The sequence below is a fragment of the Stenotrophomonas sp. 85239_Sma genome (assembly GCF_056481725.1).
The window spans coordinates 3,374,677-3,399,542 of record NZ_CM151163.1 but is presented as its reverse complement, the minus strand read 5'-3'; the positions used below and the strand labels follow the sequence as shown (position 1 = coordinate 3,399,542).

Genomic DNA, 24,866 nt, shown 5'->3' with positions numbered 1-24,866 from the left:
AAACCCGTCCCTGGGGGCTTGGCCGCGGCATCCATGCCGCGGAGACTCCCGCCACCGGACCCACCCCGCCTTCGACAGTTTTCCGCGATCTGTCGGAACGACGCTCAGGGTCAGATCCGTTTTCCGAAGGAAAACGGATCTGACCCCAGATGTATTTCGATATCTGACAGCTTTCATCCACGCATGGCGTGGATCTACCGTGTCGACCAAGGTCGACAGCCACCAACAGCAGCGACCATCTGTCAGAGGTGGGGCGGTGTCGGGTTGCGGGGTGTCAGCCGCATGGATGCGGCTGCCAAGCCTACAAGGACGTACTTGCGGCGTCCCCGCAACCCGACACCGCCCCACCATCCCACGGAATGCTGCTTTGGCTGTTGCTTCAGCTGTTGCCGTTGCCGTTGCGTGTAGCGGGTGCAGGGTCGCAGGCCCTGCCAGACCTCACTCCGCGACGTGCTCGACCTGCCGCGGTTCAGGCTTGGTGTCGGGCAGCTGCCAGAAGATCATCGTCGAGGTCAGCGTGATCGCGCCCACGCACAGGAACGTGGCATGCAACGCCGCAGTAGCGTCGGTGCTGTCCAGGTGGGTGCCGAACGCGGCCAACAGGCTGCCGGCGGCTGCGGCGCCGAAACCGGCGGCCAGCATCATCACCATCGACAGCAGGCTGTTGCCGGAACTGGCGAATTCGCGGTCCAGATCGCGCAGGGTCACGGTGTTCATCACGGTGAACTGCAGGGAATTGACCGCGCCGAAGAACGCCAGCTGCAACAGGCGCCAGGCCAGGTGCTGGCCCGGTGTCATCAGGATGAAGCTGGCCATTGCCAGGCCGACCAGCACGGTGTTGACCATCAGCACGCGGCGGTAGCCGTAGCGCTCGACCAGCTTTACCGCCAGCTTCTTCGACACCATGCCGGCGGCCGCCACCGGCACCATCATCAGGCCAGCGTGCATCGGGCCCAGGCCGAGGCCGACCTGCAGCAGCAGCGGAATCAGCATCGGCATGGCGCTGCTGCCAATGCGCGAGAACAGGTTGCCGAGAATGCCGATGCGGTAGCTGGGCACGCGGAACAGTGCCAGCGAGAACAAGGGCGCAGTGGAGTTGGCGGCGTGCAGCCAGTAACCCACCAGCGCGGCCAGGCCGGCGACGGTCATCAGCATGACCAATGCGTGTGGCGTACCGAGCCCGGAGATGCCGTCCAGCGCCAGCGACAACACCACCATCGCGAAGGCCAGCATGATGTAGCCGCGCAGGTCGAAACGTGTGCGATGGCTGGCGTAGTGGTCAGGCATGATCTTCATCGCGGCGATGAAACCGATCACGCCGATCGGCAGGTTGATCAGGAACACCCAGTGCCACGAGGCGATCTCGACCAGCCAGCCGCCCAGCGTCGGGCCGATCAACGGGCCGACCAGGGCCGGGATGGCGATGAAGCTCATCGCGCGCAGGAAATCCTCGCGCGGCACCGAACGCATCACCGCCAGCCGACCGACCGGCAGCAGCATCGCACCGCCGATGCCCTGCAGCACGCGCGCGCCGACCAGCTGGTGCAGGTGCTGGGCCAGCGCGCAGGCCAGCGAGCCGAGGGTGAACAGGATGATCGCCACCAGGAAGGTGCGCCGGGTGCCGTAGCGGTCGGCGATCCAGCCCGAGGCAGGAATGAAGGTGGCCACCGCCAGCGCATAGCTGAACACCACCGACTGCATCTGCAGCGGGCTCTCGCCCAGGCTCGCCGCCATTGCCGGCAGGGCCGTGTTGACGATGGTCGAGTCCAGCATCTGCATGAAGATCGCCAAGGACACCAGCCACAGCAGGGGGCGGTGGCGGTTGTAGGTCGATGACGATGTAGGCATGGCGTGCGGCCGGTGCAGCGTGGGGACCGCCATGATCGCGCAATGCGGGTCACGGCGCGATCAAGGACGCGCCGTACCTGCATGCGCAATGCTCAGCGTTGGCTGTGCGCGTGCACCGCGTCGACCAGAACCTGCACATGCGCAGGGTCCATGTCCGGCGACATGCCATGGCCGAGGTTGAACACATGGCCCTCGCGCGAACCGCCGTTGCCGGCCGCGTAGGTGTCGAGCACGCGCGCGGCGGCCGCGGCGATCGCATCCGGTGAAGCGTACAGCGTGGTCGGGTCGAGGTTGCCCTGCAGCGCGACGCGGCCACCGGTGCGGCGCATCGCCTCGTCCAGGTCCAGCGTCCAGTCCAGGCCCAGTGCATCGGCACCGGTCTGCGACAGCGCTTCCAGGTGCAGGCCGGTGCCCTTGCCGAACAGGATCAGCGGGGTGCGCTCGCTGCCCTCGCCACGGTCCAGGCCCTGGGCAATCCGCTGCAGGTAGCGCAGCGAGAACTCGCGGTACATCGCCGGCGAGAGTACGCCGCCCCAGGTGTCGAACACCTGCAGCGCCTGCGCACCGGCCGCGCGCTGCGCACCGAGGTAGGCAATCACCGCTTCGGTGGTGACCTCCAGCAGGCGATGCAGGGCCTGCGGATGGTTCAGCGCCATCGCCTTGATGCGCGCGAAATCCTTGCTGCCGCCGCCTTCCACCATGTAGCAGGCCAGCGTCCATGGGCTGCCGGAGAAGCCGATCAGCGGCACCTGGCCGTCCAGCTCGCGGCGGATCAGGCGTACCGCATCCATCACGTAGCCCAGGTCCTGTTCCATGTCCGGCACCGCCAGCTTGGCGATGGCCGCTTCATCACGCACCGGGTGGCGGAACTTCGGGCCTTCGCCTTCGACGAAGTACAGCTCCAGGCCCATCGCATCGGGAATGGTGAGGATGTCCGAGAACAGGATGGCCGCATCCAGCGGGAAGCGGCGCAGCGGCTGCAGGGTGACTTCGCAGGCGATCTCCGGGGTCTTGGCCATGGCCAGGAAACTGCCTGCCTTGGCCCGGGTCGCGCGGTATTCCGGCAGGTAGCGGCCGGCCTGGCGCATCAGCCAGACGGGGGTGCAGTCCACCGGTTCGCGGCGCAGGGCGCGCAGCAGGCGATCGTTGCGGAGAGGGCTGGTCACGATGGGCATTCCTTGGACGGGAGGAGCAGCGGCGTCAGTCGCCGTGCGAAAGGATCTGGAAGCCGCGATGCAATTCGGCATCGCGGGCCTTCTCGAAGGCGTGGCGGGCTTCGTCGGCCTGCAGGAACAGTTCGCGCCGCAGCTGCGAGCGGCTGCCGACGCGGCCGCTCTCGCGCAGCAGCTCCCAGCCACCGAACAGGTCCGGCAGCAGGCTCAGGCGCAGGAAACGCGGTGCCTGCGCACCGGCGTCGGGATGTTGCAGGAAGACGTGCATGGCGCCGATTGTAGCGGGGCCAGGGTGACCCCGGCCGCAACGCGGTCGTGCCGGCCACTGGCCGGCAGTCTCATGAAACCTCCCCGGTAGCGCCGGGCCATGCCCGGCGAGCGCGGAAACGATCAGCCCGCGCCCAGCACCTTCAGCACCGCCGCTTCATCCACGTCCGGCACCACTTCAGCGCGGCCCATGCCACGCCACAGCACCAGGCGCAGGCGGCCGGCCACGTTCTTCTTGTCCAGGCGCATGCGGCCGAGCAGGGCCTGCGGGTCCAGCCCGTCCGGGATCGCCACCGGCAGGCCGAGGCGTTCCAGCAGCGCCTGCAGGCGCGCGCGGTCGGCGTCGTCGGCCAGGCCGAGGTCGGAGGACAGCTTTGCCGCCAGCACCATGCCCACCGCCACCGCCTCACCATGGTTCAGCGCATCGCGGCCCGGGGCCGAATAGCCCTGTTCGGTCTCGATGGCATGGCCGAAGGTATGGCCGAGGTTGAGCAGGGCACGCTCGCCCTTCTCGAACGGATCGCGCTCGACGATGGCGGCCTTGTGCCGGCAGCTGCGCGCGATGGCTTCGGAAAGCACGTTGTCTTCGCCGGCGATCAGCGCATCGGCATGCTGCTGCAGCCATTCGAAGAACACCGCGTCGCCGAGTGCGCCGTACTTCACCACTTCGGCCAGGCCGGCGCGCAGCTCGCGCGGCGGCAGGGTGGCGAGCACGCGGGTATCGGCGATCACCGCGCGCGGCGGATGGAACGCGCCGACCAGGTTCTTGCCGGCCGGAATATCGACTGCGGTCTTGCCGCCCACCGACGAATCGACCATCGCCAACAGGGTGGTCGGAAGCTGTACGCAGTCCACGCCGCGCATCCAGCAGGCGGCAGCGAACCCGGCAAGGTCACCGACCACGCCGCCGCCGAGTGCGAACACGCAGGCATCTCGGGTGGCGCCGAGCGCGGCCAGCGCTTCGATCGCGCGGCCGAATTCGGCCAGGGTCTTGGAGGCTTCGCCCGCGGCCAGCACGTGCTCGCCGACGATCAGGTCGGGGCGTGCGGCCATCAGCGTCTGCTTCACGGCGTCCAGATAGCGCGGGGCCACTTCGCTGTCGCTGAGCAGCAGCACGTGGCGGCCGCGAACATGCGAGGCCAGCGCGGCGCCGTCGGCCTGGGCACCGGCGCCGATGGTGATGGAGTAAGGGCGGTCGCCGCCAACGGCGACCTGCAGCAGGGCGGGGGAAGTCATGCGGTCAGGTCCTGGCGCTGCCATTGCGTGGCCAGCTTGACCACCAGGTGGGCGGTCGCGTCGGCAGCGGTATACGGGTCGGTATCAAGGGTGAGGTCGGCCAGTTCGCGGTACAGCGGGTCGCGGTGTGCAGCCAGATCGTGCAACACCTGCTCGCGGTCCGGGCGCTGCAGCAACGGCCGAGCCTTGTCGCGGGCCAGCCGTTCCAGCTGCGCGGCCACACTGACCCGCAGGTAGACCACGAAGCCGCGCCGGGCGATCAGTGCACGGTTGCCGGGATCCAGCACGGCGCCGCCACCGGTGGAAACCAGCTTGCCGCGGCCGTCCAGCACGCGCGCAAGGGCCTGGCGTTCATGGGCCCGGAAGCCGGCTTCGCCGGAATGCTCGAAAATGGTCGGGATGCTGGCGCCGGCGGCATCGACGATGGCCTGGTCGACATCGACGAAGTCCAGCGTGAAGCGCTCGGCCAAGCGGCGGCCGATGCAGGTTTTACCGGCGCCCATCGGGCCGATCAGGATCAGGTTCGGAGCAGGATTCATGCCCCTGCGATCCTAACACCTCCGTGCCGTGGCCTTTACGTTCTTCACGTCAGGGTGGCCGTTCCTGCGGGGGTTTTCCCGCGCCTGACGGAGTACCCGCCATGACGGTCGCCAAAGTCATCGAAATCAATGCGTCCTCGCCCAAGAGCGTGGAGGATGCCGTGCGCAGTGGCTTGAAGAAGGTGTCCGGGACGGTCAAGGGCATCCAGGGTGCCTGGATCAACGAAACCAAAGTGGTGACCGATGGCAACGGCGAAATCACCGAATGGCGGGTCAACCTGCGGGTGACGTTCCTGGTGGAATAGGCGCCCTCAGCGCACCGCCTGCACCTGGCGCTGGCCATCAAGCATCACCACGTGGTCGGCCAGGCGCGGGAGGGCATGCAGTGCCTGCCGGCTGACCCGCTCGTAGTACTGCACGAAGCGCTCCAGCTGCGGCCGGCTCATGCCGTGCCGGCCCGGCTGCGCGGCCTGCAGGTTCTGTTCCTGCTGCCAGCGCCAGCGCGGCACCACCGAGAAATCCGGCGGCTGCAGGAACCACAGGCGGTCGCAGCGCTGCCACAACGCAGGGTAGTCGCGGGACAGCGCCTGGTTGCACCAGCGGCGCCAGCGGCCATCGCCGTCGGCCTCGCGCTCCAGCGCGTTCAGCGGACTTTCAAGCGCGTCGTCATCCTGTGCCGGCGTGCCCAGGAACCAGCCTTCGAATACCAGCAGGTCCAGTTGCTGCAACTGCGGCCATTGCGCCTCGGGCAGGCGTTCGTCGGCCAGCTTGTCGAAGCGCGGCATGGCCAAGGGCGTGCGTGCGGCCACCGCGTCCAGCACCGCGTGGGCCAGCGGCAGGTCATGGGTGCCGGGCGGGCCACGGGTGATCAGCAGCGGGTGCACCTGGCGGGCCAGTCGCTGGCGCTGCGCGCGGGTGAGGTAGACGTCATCGATCGACAACGTAGCGGCGTTCAGGCCGCGTGCCTGTGCGCGCGCCACCACCTGCGCGGCCAGCGTCGATTTGCCGCTCCCCTGCAGGCCGCTGATCGCCAATACTGGCACTGCTGCGCCGCTGCCCAGTGCATCGTCCAGCACCTGTTCGGCCAATGTTTCGGGGAATCCTTTCACCTGGGGCATATACGCAGCAGCGGCCATGCAGCCACAATAGCCCAATCCGTGTGAGAAGACCGCAATCATGAGCGACCTGTACGCCGAAGCCCTGTCCACGTTTGCCGGCCTGTTCGAAGAGGCCAAACAGAGCCGCGAGGTCGAGCCGAACGCGATGACCGTGGCCACCGCCGATACACGGGGCCGTCCCTCGGCGCGCACTGTGCTGCTGAAGGCCTTCGATGAGCGTGGCTTCGTGTTCTACACCCACCTGGACAGCCACAAGGGCCGGGAACTGCAGGCCAACCCACAGGCCGCGCTGCTGTTCCTGTGGCGCAGCCTGCGCGAGGCCGGCATCCAGGTGCGCATCGAGGGCCGTGTCGAGCAGGTGGCCGACACCGAGGCCGATGCCTATTTCGCCAGCCGCCCACGCATGAGCCAGATCGGCGCCTGGGCCTCGCAGCAGTCGAAGACGCTGGCAACGCGCGAGGAGTTCGACGCCCGCGTGGCCGAGATCGAAGCCCGCTTCGAAGGCAAGGACGTGCCCCGCCCGGACGGTTGGAGCGGTCTGCGCGTGGTACCCGACCGCATCGAATTCTGGTACGGCGCGCAGTTCCGGCTGCATGAACGCTGGTGCTATGAGGCCGGCGCCGAGGGGCGCTGGAGCAAGCGCCTGCTCTACCCGTAAGGCTGCGCGATGCAACGCCTGCCGATGTACCGCGTGGTGGTATTCGTGCCATCGGTAGCACTGGACGCGGTGAAGCAGGGCATCCTCGCCGTGGACGCGCTGGCCGCCGGTGACTACGAGCACGGGATGTGGTGGTCGGCGCCGGGGTTCGAGCAGTTCCGCCCGCGCGTGGGCGCGTCGCCCGTGCAGGGTGTGGCGGGTCGCACCGAAGTGGTCGGCAGCGTGCGCCTGGAACTCTGCCTGCCGCGTGATCCGCAGCGGCTGCAGTGCATCTTCGAGCAGGGCATCGTGCCGCATCATCCCTGGCAGGTGCCGGTGGTGCAGGTCGAGGAAATCGAGGTCCTGTTGGCCGACGGGCTGCTGCCGTAGAGTGGAGCCCTGCGCGGCTGCTGTTGTCCCGGCAGGGAAGGCAATCGAGCATGGCTCGGCACTACGGGAGCAGGCTGGCCGAACCAACCGGTTCGCTTCATCTGCGAGCAGGCCAGCGACCGGCACACTCCGACGAATGCCCCCGACTTCCGGAGTTGCCATGCCCTCCTGGCGTTGCCTGTTTGCCGTGCCTTCACCGCGCCGTGGCGTGGAAGCCTTCCTGCTGTTGCTCGCCCGCATCGTGGCCGGGGTGATGTTCTGTGTGTCCGGCTGGAACAAGCTGTTCACCGACGCGGGGCGTGAGCGCATGGTGCATACCCTGGTCGACGCGGGCATTCCGTTCCCGGTGTCCAGTGCGCCGATACTGGGTGCGATTGAATGGATCGCCGGCGGCCTGCTGGTGCTGGGGTTGTTGAGCCGCCCCTCGGCCTTGCTGCTGGCGGGCATCTGTGCGGTAGCAGCACTGACCGATGGCATCACGCGCATTCCTGCGGGACTGAGCGTGCCGGATTGGCTGAGCTGGTTCTTCTACCTGAGCGAAGTGCCGCTTGGGGTGCTGCTGTTATGGGTTGCGGCGGCAGGGAGCGGTCGGTTCGCCTTCGAGGCACGTTGGGCGCGGTGAGCGTGCCTCGTCCGCACGCAGCCGGAGCGCGTCTGCAGCATCTGGCGTGTTCCGGTAGCTCCACGCCATGCGTGGATGAGATGCTTGACGGAAGAGCGGTGCGAACCAGGGGCCGCACCCACCAGACAACGAGTGGTCACAACCCCTCCGCGCGCAGCCAGCGCCATAGCGTGGTGCGTGACACGCCCAGCGCCTGCGCCATGCCTTCGCGGTCATTGCGGTGCTCCTGCAGCAGTGTTTCCAACTGAGCGCGTGGCGGACGCCTGCCGCTGCTTTCCACGGGCAGTGCAGCGATGCCCTCATTGACCAGCTCGGGCGCCAGCTGCAGCAACCGGGCCGCGTCGATCAATCCTTCGCCGGATTGCCAGTGGATGCGCAGCCGATCCACCAGGTTGCGCAGCTCACGCACGTTGCCGGGCCACTCGGCGGTGGTCAGTATCGCCAGTGCGTCCTCATCCAGTGGTGCATCGATGCCCCGCAGCTGGCGGAAGAAATGCTGGGCCAGCAGCGGGATGTCCGCACGCAGCGCACGCAGCGGCGGCAGCGCGATGCGCAGCGCTGCCAGGCGGTAGTAGAGATCGCGCCGGAAGCTGCCGGCTGCCGCGCGCTGTTCCAGCGACTGCAGGGTGGCGGCCACCACGCGCAGGTCCACCGGCGTCGGCTCGGTGGCACCCACGCGCAGCACTTCACGTTCCTCCAGTACGCGCAGCAGCCGGGTCTGCAGCGGAAGCGGCAGCTCGCCGATTTCATCCAGGAACAGGGTGCCGCCATCTGCAGCTTCGACCAGGCCGACACGCCCCCCACGGCGTGCGCCAGTGAAGGCGCCATCGCTGTAACCGAACAATTCCGCCTCCAGCAGCGATTCGCTGATCGCGCCGCAGTTCAGCGCGACGAAGCGTCCACGACGACCGCTGGCGGCGTGCAGCTGGCGCGCGACCAGTTCCTTGCCGGTGCCGGTTTCGCCGCTGACCAGCACGGTGCTGTCATGTGGGGCGTAGAGCGCGATCTGCGCGCGCACCTGCGCCATCGCATCGCTGTCGCCGAGCAGTTCATGCGCATCGGCACGCGCTGCCGGGCGCCGGCGCGGGGCAGGGCGGTGGCTGCCGGAACGTGCCAGGGCCTGGGTCAGTTCCAGCGCATGTTCGAACGCCTGCCGTACCGAGTCGGCCGAATACAGCAGCACCCCGGGCAGGCCGGCCTGTTCGGCGTGGTCGATGGCCATGCCGGTGCCGACGATCACCTCGATGCCGTTGGCGCGCAGGTCGGCGATGCAGTCGCGCGCATCCTCGCGGGTGACGAAACGGCGATGCTCGATATCCAGGCCGAAGCTCTGCTGGAAATTGCTGAATACCGGTACGTCGCTGGCGTGGGTGACCAGGCCGATGCGGCTGGCGATGCGGCGGGCGCGGGCCAGCGCCTCCATCAGGTCGAAGCCGTTGGCCTGGATCGGCACCAGCGGCAGCTCCAGCCTGCCGCGCAGCCAGGCGGCGTTGGAGCCGCCGGCGATCACCACGTCGCAGTGCTCGCGTCGCAGGCGCTGGCCGATCACCTCCACCGCTTCCTCGAAGCCGAGGTTGATCTGCTCGATGCGCGCGCGGCGGTCGAACTCGGGAATGACGTCGCCGAGCAGGCCGGTCAACCGCGAGACGCTGACGGTCCAGATCACCGGGCGGCCGGGGTCGGCATCGGCGTGGCGCAGGGGCGAGCGGGGCAGGTACATGACGGAGAGGGGTGATCGGGGTGTTTCATGATACATCTGTTTCAACGTTCCATATGTTTCACTGTTGCGTGAGCGTCATCCCCGTGAAATCAATGGCTTGCAGCTTGGCATGGTGCTTGCGCCTACCCCGTCGTTCTTCAAACCTGGATTGCCGCATGACTGCTTCCGCCCCTTTCTCCGCCGGTGCCCGCTTCCGTGAGGCGCTGGCTGCCGAATCGCCGTTGCAGGTGATCGGCGCGATCAACGCCAACCACGCCCTGCTGGCCAAGCGCGCCGGCTTCCGCGCCATCTACCTGTCGGGTGGCGGCGTTGCCGCGGGCTCGCTGGGCCTGCCGGACCTGGGCATCAACACCCTGGAAGACGTGCTGATCGACGTGCGCCGCATCACCGATGTGTGTGACCTGCCGCTGATGGTCGACATCGACACCGGCTTTGGCCCGAGCGCGTTCAACATCGCGCGCACCGTGAAGTCGCTGATCAAGGCCGGCGCGGCCGCTTGCCACATCGAGGACCAGGTCGGCGCCAAGCGCTGCGGTCACCGCCCGGGCAAGGAGATCGTCTCGCAGGGTGAAATGGTCGATCGGGTGAAGGCGGCCGCCGATGCCAAGACCGATCCGGACTTCTTCCTGATCGCACGCACCGACGCCATCCAGGTGGACGGCGTGGACAAGGCCATCGAGCGCGCCATCGCCTGTGTCGAGGCCGGTGCAGACGGCATCTTTGCCGAGGCTGCCTACGATCTGGACACCTATCGCCGCTTCGTCGACGCGGTGAAGGTGCCGGTGCTGGCCAACATCACCGAATTCGGTGCCACCCCGCTGTTCAGCCGCGATGAACTTGCTTCGGCTGGCGTTGCCATCCAGCTGTTCCCGCTGTCGGCCTTCCGTGCGGCCAACAAGGCCGCCGAGAACGTCTACCAGGCGGTGCGCCGCGATGGCCATCAGCGCAATGTGGTGGAGAGCATGCAGACGCGCGAAGAGCTGTACGACCGCATCGGCTACCACGCCTTCGAGCAGCAGCTCGACGCACTGTTCGCCGCCAAGAAATAAGCAGTACCCTGCACCATCAAGTTTTCGGAGGGAAACATGAACGATACGACCGCAACCCCGACCTTCAAGCCGAAGAAGTCCGTCGCCCTGTCCGGCACCGCTGCCGGCAACACCGCGCTGTGCAGCGTGGGCCGCAGCGGCAACGACCTGCATTACCGCGGCTACGACATCCTGGACCTGGCCAACACCAGCGAGTTCGAGGAAATCGCCTACCTGCTGGTGCACGGCAAGCTGCCGACCCGCGCCGAGCTGGTTTCGTACAAGGCCAAGCTGAAGTCGCTGCGTGGCATCCCGGCTGCGGTGAAGGCGGCGCTGGAAGAACTGCCGCCGTCGGCGCACCCGATGGACGTGATGCGCACCGGCGTGTCCGTGCTCGGATGCGTGGCGCCGGAGAAGGATGACCACAACCATCCGGGTGCGCGCGACATCGCCGACAAGCTGATGGCCTGCCTCGGTTCGATGCTGCTGTACTGGTACCACTGGAGCCACAACGGCCGCGCCATCGACGTGGAAACCGACGATGACTCGATCGGTGGCCACTTCCTGCACCTGCTGCACGGCGAGAAGCCGCAGGAATCGTGGGTGAAGGCGATGCACACCTCGCTGATCCTGTACGCCGAGCACGAGTTCAACGCCTCGACCTTCACCTGCCGCGTCATCGCAGGTACCGGCAGCGACATGTACAGCGCGATCTGCGGTGGCATCGGCGCGCTGCGCGGCCCGAAGCACGGCGGCGCCAACGAAGTGGCGTTCGAAGTGCAGAAGCGCTACGACAATCCCGATGAGGCCGAGGAAGACATCAAGGCCCGCGTCGAGCGCAAGGAAGTGGTGATCGGTTTCGGCCACCCGGTCTACACCGTGTCCGATCCGCGCAACAAGGTGATCAAGGACGTGGCCCGCGAGTTGTCCGAAGAGCAGTCGAGCATGAAGATGTACGACATCGCCGAGCGCCTGGAATCGGTGATGTGGGACATCAAGAAGATGTTCCCGAACCTGGACTGGTTCAGCGCCGTCAGCTACCACATGATGGGCGTGCCGACTGCCATGTTCACCCCGCTGTTCGTGATCGCCCGTACCGCTGGTTGGAGCGCGCACATCGTCGAGCAGCGCATCGACGGCAAGATCATCCGCCCGAGCGCCAACTACATCGGCCCGGAAGACCGCGACTTCGTCGCCATCGACAAGCGCGTCTGATCCACCTGCTGTATCCATCCGGCCGGCCGCGTGCCGGCCGGATGCTTTCGCCGCCGCACCGCCGGCACCCGGCCCGCCCCAAGCACTCCGCCAGCCCATGAATACCGATTACCGCAAGAACCTCCCCGGCAGCGCGCTGGATTATTTCGACGCGCGCGCCGCCGTCGATGCGATCCAGCCCGGCGCCTACGCCACCCTGCCGTACACCTCGCGCGTGCTGGCCGAGAACCTGGTGCGCCGCTGCGATCCGGCCACGCTCGGCGATTCGCTGAAGCAGCTGATCGAGCGCCGCCGGGACCTCGACTTCCCGTGGTTCCCGGCGCGCGTGGTGTGCCACGACATCCTCGGCCAGACCGCACTGGTCGACCTGGCCGGCCTGCGTGATGCGATCGCCGACAAGGGCGGTGACCCGGCCAAGGTCAATCCGGTGGTGCCGGTGCAGCTGATCGTCGACCATTCGCTGGCGGTGGAGTGCGGTGGCTACGACCCGCAGGCGTTCGAGAAGAACCGCGCCATCGAAGATCGCCGCAACGAAGACCGTTTCCACTTCATCGACTGGACCAAGCTGGCGTTCCAGAACGTGGACGTGATTCCGCCGGGCAACGGCATCATGCACCAGATCAACCTGGAGAAGATGTCGCCGGTGGTCTACGTGCAGGACGGCGTGGCCTTCCCGGATACCTGCGTGGGTACCGACAGCCATACCCCGCACGTGGATGCGCTGGGCGTGATCGCGATTGGTGTCGGCGGCCTGGAGGCGGAGAACGTGATGCTGGGCCGCGCGTCGTGGATGCGCCTGCCGGACATCATTGGTGTCGAGCTGACCGGCAGGCCGCAGCCGGGCATCACCGCCACCGATGTGGTACTGGCGCTGACCGAGTTCCTGCGCAAGGAGCGCGTGGTCGGTGCATATCTTGAATTCTTCGGCGAGGGTGCCGCGGCACTGACCATCGGTGACCGCGCCACCATCTCCAACATGTGCCCGGAGTACGGCGCGACCGCCGCGATGTTCTACATCGACGGGCAGACCATCGATTACCTGCGCCTGACCGGCCGCGAGGAATCGCAGGTGGCGCTGGTGGAGAACTACGCGCGTACCACTGGCCTGTGGGCCGACGACCTGGCCACCGCGCAGTACGAGCGCGTGCTGCGCTTCGACCTGTCCAGCGTGGTGCGCAACATGGCTGGCCCGAGCAATCCGCATCGCCGCCTGCCGGTGGCCGAACTGGCCGAGCGCGGCATTGCCGACGAAGCCAAGCTGGAAGCGGGCAAGGCCGAGCAGGCGCAGGGCCTGATGCCTGATGGCGCGGTGATCATTGCCGCCATCACCAGCTGCACCAATACCTCCAATCCGCGCAACGTGATCGCCGCCGGCCTGCTGGCGCGCAAGGCCAATGAACGCGGCCTGCTGCGCAAGCCCTGGGTGAAGTCGTCACTGGCGCCGGGCTCGAAGGCGGTGCAGTTGTACCTGGAAGAAGCTGGCCTGCTGCCGGATCTGGAAAAGCTCGGCTTCGGTATCGTCGCCTTCGCCTGCACCACCTGCAACGGCATGAGTGGCGCGCTGGATCCGGCGATCCAGCAGGAGATCATCGATCGCGACCTGTATTCCACCGCCGTGCTGTCGGGCAACCGCAACTTCGATGGCCGCATCCACCCGTATGCGAAGCAGGCCTTCCTGGCCTCGCCGCCGCTGGTGATCGCCTATGCCATCGCCGGCACCGTGCGCTTCGACATCGAGAAGGACGTGCTGGGCGTGGATGCCGATGGCAACGACGTGCGCCTGAAGGATATCTGGCCGAGTGACGCCGAGATCGATGCGGTGGTGAAGGCTTCGGTGAAGCCTGAGCAGTTCCGCAAGGTCTACAACCCGATGTTCAACGTGCGCGTGGAGCATGGCGCGGCGGTCAGCCCGCTGTATGACTGGCGCCCGCAGAGCACCTACATCCGCCGTCCGCCGTACTGGGAGGGCGCACTGGCCGGTGAGCGCACGCTGTCTGGCATGCGCGCGCTGGCGGTGCTGCCGGACAACATCACCACCGACCACCTGTCGCCGTCCAACGCGATCCTGGCGTCCAGTGCCGCCGGTGAATACCTGGCGAAGATGGGCCTGCCGGAAGAGGACTTCAATTCCTACGCCACCCACCGCGGTGACCACCTGACCGCGCAGCGCGCCACCTTCGCCAACCCGAAGCTGTTCAACGAGATGGTGCGCAACGACGACGGCAGCGTGAAGCAGGGTTCGCTGGCGCGCGTGGAGCCGGAAGGCAAGGTGATGCGCATGTGGGAAGCGATCGAGACCTACATGGACCGCAAGCAGCCGCTGATCATCATTGCCGGCGCGGACTACGGCCAGGGCAGCTCGCGTGACTGGGCGGCCAAGGGCGTGCGTCTGGCGGGCGTGGAAGCGATCGTGGCCGAAGGCTTTGAACGCATCCACCGCACCAACCTGATCGGCATGGGCGTGCTGCCGCTGGAGTTCAAGCCCGGCACCACCCGCCTGACCCTGGGCATCGACGGCACCGAGACCTTCGACGTGGTCGGCGAGCGCACCCCGCGTGCCGACCTGACCCTGGTCATCCACCGCCGCGACGGCCAGGACGTGAGGGTGCCGGTCACCTGCCGCCTGGACAGCGACGAGGAAGTGGCGATCTACGAAGCCGGTGGCGTGCTGCAGCGCTTCGCCCAGGACTTCCTGGAAGGCGCCAAGGTGGCGTGAGACATCCGACGGCCCGGCAACGGGCCGTCATTCTTTGCAAGGAACACATCCATGACCTTCCTCCCGCAACTCCGTATTCCCGCCACCTACATGCGCGGCGGCACCAGCAAGGGCGTGTTCTTCCGCCTGCAGGACCTGCCCGGAGCGGCGCAGGTGCCGGGTGCCGCACGCGACGCACTGCTGATGCGCGTGATCGGCTCGCCCGATCCGTATGGCAAGCAGACCGACGGCATGGGCGGCGCCACCTCCAGTACCAGCAAGTGCGTGATCATTTCCACCGCCTCGGTGCCGGATCACGATGTGGATTACCTGTATGGCCAAGTGTCCATCGACACCGCCTTCGTCGACTGGAGCGGGAACTGCGGCAATCTCAGCACCGCGGTGGGCCCGTTCGCGATTGCCAATGGCCTGATCGATCCGGCCCGCGTGCCGCGCGACGGCCTGTGCACCGTGCGCATCTGGCAGGCCAACATCGGCAAGACCATCATCGCCCACGTGCCGATGCGCGATGGCGAAGTGCAGGAGACCGGCGATTTCGAGCTGGATGGCGTGACCTTCCCCGCCGCCGAGATCCAGCTGGAATTCATCGATCCCTCCGATGACGGCGATGCTGGCGCGATGTTCCCGACCGGCAATCTGGTGGACACCCTTGATGTCCCCGGCGTGGGCAGCTTCGAGGTGACGATGATCACCGCCGGCATTCCGACCATCTTCCTCAATGCGGCGGATCTGGGTTACACCGGTACCGAGCTGCAGCCGGCGATCAACGAGGACAAGGCGGCCCTGCAGAAGTTCGAGGCCATCCGCGCGCACGGCGCGCTGCGCATGGGCCTGATCTCGAAACTGGAAGACGCGGCGACCCGCCAGCACACGCCGAAGGTCGCCTTCGTGGCACCTGCACAGGATTACGTGTCGTCCAGTGGCAAGGCCATTGCGGCCTCGGCCATCGATCTGCACGCGCGTGCGCTGTCGATGGGCAAGCTGCACCACGCGATGATGGGCACCGCCGCCGTGGCGATCGGCACCGCGGCGGCGATTCCGGGCACGCTGGTCAATCGCGCGGCCGGTGGTGGTGAACGCGAAGCGGTGACCTTTGGTCACCCCTCCGGCACGCTCCGCGTGGGCGCCCAGGCCGGGCGCGTTGACGGCCAGTGGACGGTGACCAAGGCCATCATGAGCCGCAGCGCCCGCGTGCTGATGGAAGGCAAGGTGCGGGTGCCGGCCGAATGATGCATTGGTAGTCGCCAACCAGGGTTGGCGACTACCAAGCCGCAGAGACCGATTGCTTTGGTAGCTGCCAACCCTGGTTGGCATGGTGCACGGGCAACCGTGCACCGCAACGAGGAGATCGACGATGTCTGACAGCCGCCCCCCCTCCAACGAGCGTGCAGCGTGGGATGCGCTGTTGGTGGACATCGTCGACTACGTGCGCGACGCGCGCATCGACTCACCCCTGGCGTTCCAGACCGCGCACCACTGCCTGCTTGACACGCTGGGCTGCGGTTTGGAAGCGCTGTCCTTCCCGGCCTGCAGCAAGCTGCTCGGTCCTCTGGTGCCGGGCATCAGCGTGGTCAACGGTGCGCGCGTGCCGGGTACGCACTACGAGCTGGACCCGGTGCAGGCGGCCTTCAACCTGGGCGCGATGGTGCGCTGGCTGGATTTCAACGACACCTGGCTGGCCGCCGAATGGGGCCATCCGTCGGACAACCTGGGCGGCATTCTTGCCGTGTGCGATTGGCTGGGGCGCAACGCACAGGCTATGCGCCGCCCAGCGCCGACCCTGCATGACGTGCTGCTGGCGATGATCAAGGCACACGAGATCCAGGGCGTGCTGGCCCTGCAGAATTCCTTCAACCGGGTCGGGCTGGATCACGTGGTGCTGGTCAAGGTGGCTACTACCGCAGTAGTAGCGCAGCTGCTTGGCCTGGATCGCGAACGCATGCTCAATGCGCTGTCGCTGGCCTGGGTCGATGGCCAGGCGCTGCGCACCTACCGGCATGCGCCCAACACCGGTTCGCGCAAGAGCTGGGCGGCCGGCGACGCCACCAGCCGTGGCGTGCGCCTGGCGCTGATGGCGGCCAGTGGCGAGATGGGCTATCCCAGCGTGCTGAGCGCGCCGACCTGGGGCTTCGAGGCGGTGTCCATGCATGGCCAGAGGCTGACGCTGGGGCGACCGCTGGGCAGCTACGTGATGGAGAACGTGCTGTTCAAGATCAGCTATCCGGCCGAGTTCCACGGCCAGACCGCGGTGGAGGCAGCGATCGCGCTGCACCAGCAGCTGCGCGCGATGGGGCGGCGGGTCGAGGACATCGCGCACATCGCGATCCGCACCCAGGAAGCCTGCATCCGCATCATCGACAAGCAGGGGGCGCTGCACAACCCGGCCGACCGCGACCACTGCGTGCAGTACATGGTCGCCATCGCGCTGCTGCATGGGCGGCTGGTGGCCGAGGACTATGAGGACGACGTGGCGGCGGATCCACGCATCGACGCACTGCGCGCGAAGATGGCCTGCCATGAGGATCCGCAGCTCAGCGCCGACTACCTGGACCCGGACAAGCGCAGCATCGCCAACGGCCTGAGCGTGCGCTTCGCTGATGGCAGCGAACTGCCGGAGGTACTGGTGGAGTACCCGCTCGGCCACGCCCGTCGCCGCGAGGAGGGAATCCCCTTGCTGATGGACAAGTTCCGCCGGCACCTGGCCCACCGCTTCCCGACCACCCAGCAGCAGCGCATCCTGGCCGCATCGCTGGACCCGGTGGCGCTGGCGGCAATGCCGGTGACCGACTACGTGGACCTGTACCTGCCGGGGTGAGGCCGCTCTGGTGGATGCCAACCTTGGTTGGCATGGGGGGGCACCAACCAAGGTTGGCGGCAACCAGGTCCCGGGCGGGACCGGCTTTCCGACCGCCGGGGTGTCAACGCCTTGACGCGGCCTGCCTATAATGGCTGCCTCGATCAAGGAGTGACGACATGAGCGGTCCGGCACGGCGGAAGCGGTGGGGATGGGCGGCGGCGGTACTGGCAGGAGGCCTGTTGCTGGGCCTGGCCGGTTGCCGCAACGACAGCGGGCAGCTGCCCAAGGCCAGTGGTGAGGCGATCACCACCCAGGCCGAGCAGGTGAAGGAATTCACCCTGCTGCGCGCTTACCCGGACCAGAAGAATGACGGCCTGTCGCTTGCGCTGGAATTCTCGCGGCCGCTGGTCGGTACCCAGGACTTCGACAAGCTGGTGCGCTTCGAGGAGAAGGTCGGCACCGACGACAGCAGCTGGACCCTGTCCGATGACGGCCTGACCCTGCGCTATCCGTTCGTCGAGGCCGGCAAGGAGTTCAGCCTGGTGGTTTCGCCCGACCTGCTGGCGGCCGATGGCAGCCGCCTCGGCAAGGAGCTGAAGCAGAAGGTGTTCAGCGGCGAGCTGAAGCCGGTGGTCGGTTTCGCTTCGCAGGGCAGCGTGCTGCCGGCCAAGGACAGCCGCGGCCTGCCGGTGGTCTCGGTGAACGTACCGGAGGTCGACGTCGAGTTCCTGCGCGTGCGCGAGAAGGACCTGCCGACCTTCTTCAGCCAGTACCAGCGCGGTGGCCGCCGCGGCAGCTGGGAGTTGAGCAGCGACTACGAGCGCAGCCCGATCAACAAGCTGGCCGAGCCGGTCTACGTCAACCGCTTCATCCTCGGCGGCAAGAAGAACGAGCGGGTGCTGACCTACCTGCCGACCCAGGACATCAAGGAACTGCAGGAGCCGGGCCTGTACTTCGCCCTGCTCAAGCGCACCGGTGACTACGAAGGCGAGTTCGATACCGCGTTCTTCTCGGTCAGCGACATCGGCCTGCATACCCGCGCCTACAAGGACAAGCTGTTCGTGCACACCGCCGGCCTCAAGGACGGTGCGCCGCTGAAGGGCATCGACCTGCGCGTGCTCGACGCCAAGGGCGAGGTGGTGCTGAAGGGCAGCACCGACGGCAATGGCAACGCGCTGCTGAACTACACCCTGGATGCCACCCACGTGCTGGTCGCCAGCACTGGCAAGGACACCAGCTTCCTGCCGTTCAACCAGCCGGCGCTGGACCTGAGCGAATTCGCAGTGGCCGGTCGTGACAACGCCTGGTTCGACGTCTATGCCTGGTCCGGGCGCGACCTGTACCGCCCGGGCGAGACCGTGCGCCTGTCCGCCCTGCTGCGCGACAACGATGGCAAGCCGGTCAAGGCGCAACCGGTGTTCCTGCGCCTGAAGCAGCCCGACGGCAAGACCTTCCGCGAAACCCGCCTGCAGCCGGGCGAGCAGGGCTACATCAACTTCGAGCAGGTCATTCCCGCTGAAGCGCCGACCGGGCGCTGGCAGGTCGAGTTCCGCACCGATCCGGCCAGCAAGGAAGCGATCCAGGGCATGACCCTGCGCATCGAGGAATTCTTGCCCGAGCGCATGAAGCTGGACCTGGACAGCGCGCAGAAGACGCTGAAGCCGGGCGAGGAGCTGCGCCTGCAGGCCAATGGTGCCTATCTGTACGGCGCGCCGGCCGATGGCAACCGCTTCACCGCGCGCCTGGCGGTGGCCGCCGAGCAGAAGCCGGTGGACGGCCTGCCGGGCTACTTCTTCGGTGACCCGACCCTGCAGCTGCCGCGCGAAGCCAAGGACGTGATCGATACCACGCTGCCGGCCAATGGCCAGCTGCGTGAGGACGTGGCGTTGCCGGAAGAGGCGGCCAAGGCCAAGGCACCCATTGCCGTGGTGCTGTCCGGCAGCCTGTATGAAACCGGTGGCCGTACGGTCACCCGCACCTTGAAGCGGGTGATGTGGCCGGCCAACGCGCTGGTCGGCGTGCGCCCGCTGTTCAACCCAGACGATGGGGCCGATTCCAACGGCAATGCACGTTTTGAACTGATGCGCGTGGATGCCGCCGGCACGCCGCAGCCCGCCAAGGGCCTGAAGATCACCCTGGTGCGCGAGCTGCGCGACTACCACTGGACCTTCAACGACAACCGCTGGGACTACGATTTCACCCGCCGTTTCGAGAACAAGGAAACCCGCACCGTCGATGCCGGCAGCAGCGCGGTTGCCTTCGATTTCCCGGTGGAGTGGGGGGAGTACCGGGTGGACGTGTTCGATCCGTCCACCGGCCTGACCAGCCGCTATCCGTTCCGCGCCGGCTGGAGCTGGGGTGATGACAACCGCGGCCTGGACGCACGCCCGGACAAGGTCAAGCTGGGCCTGGACAAGACCAGCTACAAGGCCGGCGACACCCTGGAAGTGACGGTGACCCCGCCGCATGCCGGCAAGGGCATCCTGATGGTCGAGACCGATCGCATGCTGTACGTGCAGGACATCGAGGCCAAGCCGGGTTCGACCTTCAAGATTCCGGTCACCGCCGACTGGGAACGCCACGACGTCTACATCACCGCGCTGGTGTTCCGCGGCGGCAGTGCGCCGAGCAAGATCACCCCGGCCCGTGCCGTAGGCGTGGTGCACGTGCCGATGGACCGCAAGGGCCGCACCGTGGCCGTCGGCCTGGTCGCGCCCAAGCAGATGCGGCCGGAACAGGACCTGCCGGTGACGGTCAGCGCACCGCAGCTGGCTGGCAAGATGGCGCACGTTACCGTTTCGGCGGTGGACGTGGGCATCCTCAACATCACCCGTTTCCCGGTGCCCGACGCCGGTGCGCATTTCTTCGCCCAGCGCCGCCTCGGCATCGATGCCTATGACATCTACAGCCGGGTGATCGAGAGCTTTGATGGTGGCAGCGGCAAGCTGAAGTTCGGTGGTGACATGGCGCTGCAGGCATTGCCGCAGGCCAAGCGCCCGACGGCACGCGTGCAGACCGTGGACCTGTTCTCCGGCCCGGTGCAGCTCGATGCCAAGGGCAACGCCCGCATCCGCCTGAAGGTGCCGGACTTCAACGGCACGCTGCGCGTGTCGGCGCTGGTCTACAGCGATGACCAGTACGGCAAGCGCGATGTGGAAACCATTGTGCGCGCGCCGATCCTGGCCGAAGCCAGCATGCCACGCGTGCTGGCCCCGGGCGACCGCAGCACCGTGACCCTGGACGTGCAGAACTTCACCGGCAAGCCGGGCCAGTTCAGCGTGAAGGTGGACACCGAGGGCCCGTTGAGCCTCGGCGAAGGCAGCCGCAGCGTGCAGCTGAATGCCGATGCCAAGACCACGCTGAGCTTCCCGCTGTCGGCGCGCGAGGGCCACAGCGTGGCCAAGGTGCGCGTGCGGGTGGACGGCAACGGCTTCAAGGCTGATCGCCGCTACGACCTGCCGGTGCGTGCGGCGTGGCCGCAGGTGCTGCGTTCGCAGGTGCGCACGCTCGACCCGCTGGCGGCGGTCAGCCTCGACAACAGCCTGACCGATGGGCTGATGTCCGAGTCGGTGAACGCGCGCCTGCTGGTCAGCCCGCTGCCGCCGATCCCGTTCGCCAGTGCACTGCAGGGCGCGCTGAACTACCCGTATGGCTGCGCCGAGCAGACCACCAGCAAGGGCTACGCCGCGCTGATCCTGGACCAGGCGACATCGTCGATGCTCGGTGCCGACGGCCTGGATGCCAAGACCCGCCGCGAGCGCATGGAAGGCGCGTTCGGCCGGCTGGCGTCGATGCAGGTGGCCAATGGCAATTTCTCGATGTGGGGTGACGACGGCTACGTGAACCCGTGGCTGACCCCGTACATCACCGAGTTCCTGCTCGATGCCAAGGACGCCGGTTTCGCGGTGCCGGACAACGTGCTGCAGAAGGCACTCAACCGGCTCAGCGAAGACCTGCTGTCCGGTGGCAACCCGTTCTACGGGCAGGAGGATCGCGAGAAACTGAAGTTCGCCAACCAGGCGTATTCGGGCTACGTGCTGGCCCGGGTCAACCGTGCGCCGCTGGGTACCCTGCGTACGCTGTACGACAACGAGCGCAGCAAGGCGGTCGGCGGCCTGTCGCTGGTCCATCTGGGCGTGGCGCTGTCGTTGCAGGGCGATGCCAAGCGTGGCCAGGCCGCGCTGGCGGCGGCCTTCGCCAAGTCCAGCAGCGAACGCCCGTCGTACTTCGGCGACTACGGCAGTGCGATCCGCGATGACGCGCTGATGATCGCGTTGACCCACGAAAACAAGCTGGCCAAGCCGGCCTGGGATGCCCGCGCGGTCGATCTGGGGCGTGGCCTGGATGCGCGCCGCAACGCCGGCTGGATGTGGCTGAGCACGCAGGAGCAGGTGGCCATCGCCCGCCTCGGCAAGGCCCTTGCCGCCAACCAGAAGGCGCTGGTGGCCGGTGAACTGGTGATCGGCGGCACGACCGAAGCGATCGGCGAGCGCAAGCTGTTCGGCCGCAACTTCAGCGCCAGCGAGCTGGCCAGCGGCGTGCGCTTCACCCCGCAGGGGCAGCCGCCGATGTTCGCCAGCATCGACGTGGCCGGCATCCCGCGCAGCGCGCCGGCGCCGGACAACAGCGTGCTGGGCGTCGAGCGCAGCTACTACGGCACCGATGGCAAGCCGTGGTCGCCGCGTCCGCTGAAGGAGGGCGAAGCACTGATCGTGCGCGTCACCGTCACCGCCGACACCACGATGCCCGATGCACTGCTGACCGACCTGCTGCCGGCGGGCCTGGAGATCGAGAACTTCAACCTGGGCGATGCCAAGCAGTGGGCCGATGTGGTGGTCGATGGCATCACCATCAGCGACCGCGGTGAAGCTGCCGACACCAAGCACGAAGAGTTCCGCGACGACCGCTATGTGGCCGCGCTGAAGCTCTCGCGCGGCAGCAAGGCCAACGTGTTCTATCTGGTGCGCGCGGTGACCCCGGGAACCTACTCGGTGCCGCCACCGCTGGTGGAGGACATGTACCGGCCACAGCTGCGTGGCGTTGGCCGCAGCAACCCGACCACGATCACGGTGGTGCAGCCGTGACCGCGCGGACGGGCCGCGACGGCGCGGCCCGTCCTGCTGGCAACAGGCCATGAAGAAGACGATGACGACCCGGCTGGCGGCCCTGCGCCGCCGGCTGCGGCCGCTGTGGCCGTGGCTGCGCTGGGGGACGGCCGCCACGCTGGCACTGCTGCTGGCGCTGGATTTCGCCTTCCCGCCACCGCTGCCGAAGCAGCGCGATACCAGCACCCTGGTGGTCGCTGCCGACGGCACGCCATTGCGCGCGTTTGCCGATGCCGAGGGCGTGTGGCGCTATCCGGCATCGATCGACAGCGTCTCGCCGCTGTACCTGCAGGCACTGCTGACCTACGAGGACCGCTGGTTCTGGCGGCATCCAGGCATCAACCCGCTGGCGATCCTGCGTGCCAGCGGCCAGCTGCTGCGCGGTGGCCGCATCGTGTCCGGTGGCTCGACCCTGACCATGCAGGTCGCACGCATCCTCGACCCGCATACGCGCACCCCCTGGGGCAAGCTCAAGCAGATGCTGCGCGCGGTGCAGCTGGAAGTGCACCTGAGCAAGCAGCAGATCCTGGCCCTGTATCTGGAGCGGGCGCCCTACGGCGGCACCATCGAAGGCGTGGAAGCGGCCAGTTGGGCCTACCTGGGCAAGCCGGCGGCGCAGCTGTCGCATGCCGAAGCCGCGTTGCTGGCGGTCCTGCCACAGGCGCCGAGCCGGCTGCGCCCGGATCGTCACCCGGAAGCCGCGCAGAAGGCACGCGACAAGGTGCTGTCACGCATGGCCGAACTGGGCGCGTGGACACCGGAAGAGGTGGAGGACGCGCGCATCGAGAATGTGGTGGCGCGCTCGCTGCGGCCGCCATTGCATGCCGCACTGCTGGCGCAGCGACTGCACTCGGCGCACCCGGGCCAGGCACGCATCCACAGCAGCATCGACATCGGCCTGCAACGCACGCTGGAAGAACGCGTGGCCAGCTATTTCTCGACGCTGCCCGAACGCACCTCGGCCGCCTTGCTGGTGGTCGACAACCAGACCCTGCAGGCGCGTGCCTATGTCGGTACCCTGGCGTTCGGTGACCGCCAGCGGCTGGGCCACGTGGACATGGTGCAGGCCTGGCGGTCGCCGGGCTCCACGCTCAAGCCGTTCCTGTATGCGATGGCGCTGGACGATGGCCTGATCCATTCGGAAAGCCTGCTGGTCGATGCGCCTCAGAGTTTCGGCAGCTACCGCCCCGGCAACTTCGACATGGCCTTCAATGGGCCGATTGGTGCCTCCAGTGCATTGCGACTGTCGCTCAACGTGCCCTCGGTGGACCTGCTGCAACGGGTCGGGGCCGCGCGCTTCGCCGCGCGCCTGTCGCACTCCGGCATCCAGCTGCGCTTCCCCCCGGGAAGCACGCCCAACCTGTCGCTGATCCTGGGCGGTACCGGAGCGCGGCTGGAAGATCTGGTCGGCGCATTCGCCGCGCTCAACCGCAACGGTATTGCCGGACGCGTGCGCTACACCGATGACGAACCGATGATCGAGCGGCGCCTGGCCTCGCCCGGCGCCAGCTGGATCGTGCGCGAGATGCTGGAATCGAACCCACGCCCGGGTTACAGCGTCGGCACCTTCGATGTTGGTGGCCGCCCGCGCGTGGCGTGGAAAACCGGCACCAGCTATGGCTATCGCGATGCGTGGGCGATCGGAAGCACGCGCCACTACACCGTGGGCGTGTGGGTGGGCCGGCCGGATGGCACCCCATTGCCGGGCCAGTACGGCGCGGTCACGGCGCTGCCGTTGATGTTCGAAGTGGTCGACAGCCTGCCGCGCCAGCGCGGCGATTCGGCGGCCGCACCGATGCCGGGCAGTGTCAGCCAGGAGGACATCTGCTGGCCCACCGGCGAACGCGCCGAGGGCCTGCCAGCGGCGCTGTGCCAGCGGCGGATGCCGGCCTATCTGCTGGACGGCGCGGCGCCGCCGACCTTCCCCGAGCGCGAAGCGCGGCGCTGGCAACCGGGGCGGCAGCGTTACCTGGCCGACGCGCGGACCGGTCTGCGCGTATCCGCTGATTGCCGCGCGCCACATGAGGAAGTCGCGCGTGAGATCGCGCGTTGGCCGGCGTTGTTGTCACCGTGGCTGCCCAAGGCCACGCGCGAGGCTTCGCAGCTGCCGGCGTTGTCGCCGGACTGCCGCGACGATGGGCGCGAAGCCAGTGTCGCGCTGCATGTGGACGGGCTCAATGATGGCGCTACCTTGGCGCGCGCGCCGAATTCGGAACACGGCGTGCGCCTGCAGTTGCGTGCACTGGGCAGCGAGCAGGCGGTGGACTGGTTGCTGGATGGCCGCTGGATCGCGCAGACCCACGGTGCGCAGTTGATGCAGCGCGAATTCTCCGAGCCGGGTGCACACACGCTGACCGCACTGGCAGCCGATGGCGCATGGACGCAGGTGCGGTTCAACGTCCTCCGGTAGGTGCCAACCTGGGCTGGCACGCGATGAATCCGCCCATCAAGGTGGG

At 67.6% G+C, this 24,866-nt stretch carries 18 protein-coding genes; 11 read left to right on the top strand and 7 right to left on the bottom strand.

The genetic code is table 11. From position 1 onward, the window contains the following. Window positions 1–438 precede the first annotated feature (438 nt). The 5 genes from mdtD to ACYKG1_RS15880 form a co-directional block, all read right to left on the bottom strand. Entirely contained in the window at window positions 439–1,848 is a 1,410-nt protein-coding gene (mdtD, locus tag ACYKG1_RS15900; RefSeq protein WP_100475236.1) for a multidrug transporter subunit MdtD, read from the bottom strand. A gap of 92 nt (window positions 1,849–1,940) precedes the next feature. Then, window positions 1,941–3,023: a uroporphyrinogen decarboxylase gene (gene hemE / locus ACYKG1_RS15895; protein WP_478470890.1), complete on the bottom strand. Its 1,083-nt coding sequence runs from the start codon at window positions 3,021–3,023 to the stop codon at window positions 1,941–1,943. 25 nt (window positions 3,024–3,048) lie between these two features. Next, complete coding sequence (locus ACYKG1_RS15890) at window positions 3,049–3,288, bottom strand: WGR domain-containing protein (RefSeq protein ID WP_100473614.1); 240 nt, start codon at window positions 3,286–3,288, stop codon at window positions 3,049–3,051. A gap of 122 nt (window positions 3,289–3,410) precedes the next feature. Next, window positions 3,411–4,523 (bottom strand): 3-dehydroquinate synthase, encoded by a 1,113-nt coding sequence (gene aroB / locus ACYKG1_RS15885; RefSeq protein WP_262082846.1) that lies wholly within the window; start codon window positions 4,521–4,523, stop codon window positions 3,411–3,413. Beyond that, window positions 4,520–5,062 carry a shikimate kinase gene (locus ACYKG1_RS15880; protein WP_100473612.1) on the bottom strand — a complete coding sequence of 181 codons (543 nt, stop codon included), beginning with the start codon at window positions 5,060–5,062 and terminating at the stop codon, window positions 4,520–4,522. Before ACYKG1_RS15880 ends, aroB begins: the two co-directional genes overlap by 4 nt. A 101-nt stretch (window positions 5,063–5,163) precedes the next feature. On the opposite strand from ACYKG1_RS15880, the gene ACYKG1_RS15875 reads away from it, so the two are divergent. Then, window positions 5,164–5,367, top strand: coding sequence for a dodecin family protein (locus ACYKG1_RS15875; RefSeq protein WP_012511846.1), 204 nt, complete (start codon window positions 5,164–5,166; stop codon window positions 5,365–5,367). Between the two features lie 6 nt (window positions 5,368–5,373). Here ACYKG1_RS15875 and ACYKG1_RS15870 read toward each other — a convergent pair whose 3' ends face one another. Next, on the bottom strand, window positions 5,374–6,198 hold the full coding sequence (locus ACYKG1_RS15870; protein WP_478470889.1) for a kinase: 825 nt from the start codon (window positions 6,196–6,198) through the stop codon (window positions 5,374–5,376). 40 nt (window positions 6,199–6,238) lie between these two features. Here ACYKG1_RS15870 and pdxH point away from each other — a divergent pair, with 40 nt between their 5' ends. From pdxH to ACYKG1_RS15855, 3 genes are all read left to right on the top strand, one after another. Beyond that, a complete protein-coding gene (gene pdxH, locus ACYKG1_RS15865; protein WP_100473610.1) occupies window positions 6,239–6,838 on the top strand; it encodes a pyridoxamine 5'-phosphate oxidase in 600 nt (199 codons plus the stop codon). Window positions 6,839–6,847: 9 nt separating this feature from the next. Next, on the top strand, window positions 6,848–7,207 hold the full coding sequence (locus ACYKG1_RS15860) for a YqfO family protein (RefSeq protein WP_262082845.1): 360 nt from the start codon (window positions 6,848–6,850) through the stop codon (window positions 7,205–7,207). A 160-nt stretch (window positions 7,208–7,367) separates the two neighbouring features. Beyond that, window positions 7,368–7,829 (top strand): DoxX family protein, encoded by a 462-nt coding sequence (locus ACYKG1_RS15855; protein WP_478470888.1) that lies wholly within the window; start codon window positions 7,368–7,370, stop codon window positions 7,827–7,829. A 136-nt stretch (window positions 7,830–7,965) separates the two neighbouring features. Here the strand turns inward: ACYKG1_RS15855 and prpR are convergent, their stop codons facing one another. Further along, window positions 7,966–9,549: a propionate catabolism operon regulatory protein PrpR gene (prpR, locus tag ACYKG1_RS15850; protein ID WP_478470887.1), complete on the bottom strand. Its 1,584-nt coding sequence runs from the start codon at window positions 9,547–9,549 to the stop codon at window positions 7,966–7,968. 155 nt (window positions 9,550–9,704) lie between these two features. On the opposite strand from prpR, the gene prpB reads away from it, so the two are divergent. The 7 genes from prpB to pbpC all read left to right on the top strand — a co-directional run bounded on the left by prpB (window position 9,705) and on the right by pbpC (window position 24,820). After that, window positions 9,705–10,598, top strand: a complete 894-nt coding sequence (gene prpB / locus ACYKG1_RS15845) for a methylisocitrate lyase (protein WP_012511842.1) — start codon at window positions 9,705–9,707, stop codon at window positions 10,596–10,598. 36 nt (window positions 10,599–10,634) lie between these two features. Beyond that, entirely contained in the window at window positions 10,635–11,792 is a 1,158-nt protein-coding gene (gene prpC, locus ACYKG1_RS15840) for a bifunctional 2-methylcitrate synthase/citrate synthase (RefSeq protein ID WP_014038133.1), read from the top strand. Window positions 11,793–11,889: 97 nt separating this feature from the next. Beyond that, window positions 11,890–14,508, top strand: coding sequence for a Fe/S-dependent 2-methylisocitrate dehydratase AcnD (gene acnD, locus ACYKG1_RS15835; protein ID WP_262082843.1), 2,619 nt, complete (start codon window positions 11,890–11,892; stop codon window positions 14,506–14,508). 51 nt (window positions 14,509–14,559) lie between these two features. After that, window positions 14,560–15,738: a 2-methylaconitate cis-trans isomerase PrpF gene (prpF, locus tag ACYKG1_RS15830; protein ID WP_478470886.1), complete on the top strand. Its 1,179-nt coding sequence runs from the start codon at window positions 14,560–14,562 to the stop codon at window positions 15,736–15,738. A 124-nt stretch (window positions 15,739–15,862) separates the two neighbouring features. Beyond that, window positions 15,863–17,323 (top strand): bifunctional 2-methylcitrate dehydratase/aconitate hydratase, encoded by a 1,461-nt coding sequence (locus ACYKG1_RS15825; RefSeq protein ID WP_478470885.1) that lies wholly within the window; start codon window positions 15,863–15,865, stop codon window positions 17,321–17,323. A 158-nt stretch (window positions 17,324–17,481) separates the two neighbouring features. Then, on the top strand, window positions 17,482–22,389 hold the full coding sequence (locus tag ACYKG1_RS15820; RefSeq protein WP_478470884.1) for an alpha-2-macroglobulin family protein: 4,908 nt from the start codon (window positions 17,482–17,484) through the stop codon (window positions 22,387–22,389). Between the two features lie 49 nt (window positions 22,390–22,438). After that, window positions 22,439–24,820: a penicillin-binding protein 1C gene (gene pbpC, locus ACYKG1_RS15815; protein WP_478470883.1), complete on the top strand. Its 2,382-nt coding sequence runs from the start codon at window positions 22,439–22,441 to the stop codon at window positions 24,818–24,820. Window positions 24,821–24,866: the final 46 nt, after the last annotated feature.

What these genes read in the sequence shown, in the direction of transcription:
- ACYKG1_RS15875 (WP_012511846.1), top strand. Translation starts at nt 5,164, where the DNA reads ATGACGGTCGCCAAAGTCATCGAAATCAATGCGTCCTCGCCCAAGAGC.
- acnD (WP_262082843.1), top strand. Translation starts at nt 11,890, where the DNA reads ATGAATACCGATTACCGCAAGAACCTCCCCGGCAGCGCGCTGGATTAT.
- pbpC (WP_478470883.1), top strand. Translation starts at nt 22,439, where the DNA reads ATGAAGAAGACGATGACGACCCGGCTGGCGGCCCTGCGCCGCCGGCTG.
- pdxH (WP_100473610.1), top strand. Translation starts at nt 6,239, where the DNA reads ATGAGCGACCTGTACGCCGAAGCCCTGTCCACGTTTGCCGGCCTGTTC.
- mdtD (WP_100475236.1), bottom strand. Translation starts at nt 1,848, where the DNA reads ATGCCTACATCGTCATCGACCTACAACCGCCACCGCCCCCTGCTGTGG.
- prpB (WP_012511842.1), top strand. Translation starts at nt 9,705, where the DNA reads ATGACTGCTTCCGCCCCTTTCTCCGCCGGTGCCCGCTTCCGTGAGGCG.
- ACYKG1_RS15855 (WP_478470888.1), top strand. Translation starts at nt 7,368, where the DNA reads ATGCCCTCCTGGCGTTGCCTGTTTGCCGTGCCTTCACCGCGCCGTGGC.
- prpF (WP_478470886.1), top strand. Translation starts at nt 14,560, where the DNA reads ATGACCTTCCTCCCGCAACTCCGTATTCCCGCCACCTACATGCGCGGC.
- prpC (WP_014038133.1), top strand. Translation starts at nt 10,635, where the DNA reads ATGAACGATACGACCGCAACCCCGACCTTCAAGCCGAAGAAGTCCGTC.
- hemE (WP_478470890.1), bottom strand. Translation starts at nt 3,023, where the DNA reads ATGCCCATCGTGACCAGCCCTCTCCGCAACGATCGCCTGCTGCGCGCC.
- ACYKG1_RS15820 (WP_478470884.1), top strand. Translation starts at nt 17,482, where the DNA reads ATGAGCGGTCCGGCACGGCGGAAGCGGTGGGGATGGGCGGCGGCGGTA.
- aroB (WP_262082846.1), bottom strand. Translation starts at nt 4,523, where the DNA reads ATGACTTCCCCCGCCCTGCTGCAGGTCGCCGTTGGCGGCGACCGCCCT.
- ACYKG1_RS15880 (WP_100473612.1), bottom strand. Translation starts at nt 5,062, where the DNA reads ATGAATCCTGCTCCGAACCTGATCCTGATCGGCCCGATGGGCGCCGGT.
- ACYKG1_RS15825 (WP_478470885.1), top strand. Translation starts at nt 15,863, where the DNA reads ATGTCTGACAGCCGCCCCCCCTCCAACGAGCGTGCAGCGTGGGATGCG.
- ACYKG1_RS15870 (WP_478470889.1), bottom strand. Translation starts at nt 6,198, where the DNA reads ATGGCCGCTGCTGCGTATATGCCCCAGGTGAAAGGATTCCCCGAAACA.
- ACYKG1_RS15890 (WP_100473614.1), bottom strand. Translation starts at nt 3,288, where the DNA reads ATGCACGTCTTCCTGCAACATCCCGACGCCGGTGCGCAGGCACCGCGT.
- ACYKG1_RS15860 (WP_262082845.1), top strand. Translation starts at nt 6,848, where the DNA reads ATGCAACGCCTGCCGATGTACCGCGTGGTGGTATTCGTGCCATCGGTA.
- prpR (WP_478470887.1), bottom strand. Translation starts at nt 9,549, where the DNA reads ATGTACCTGCCCCGCTCGCCCCTGCGCCACGCCGATGCCGACCCCGGC.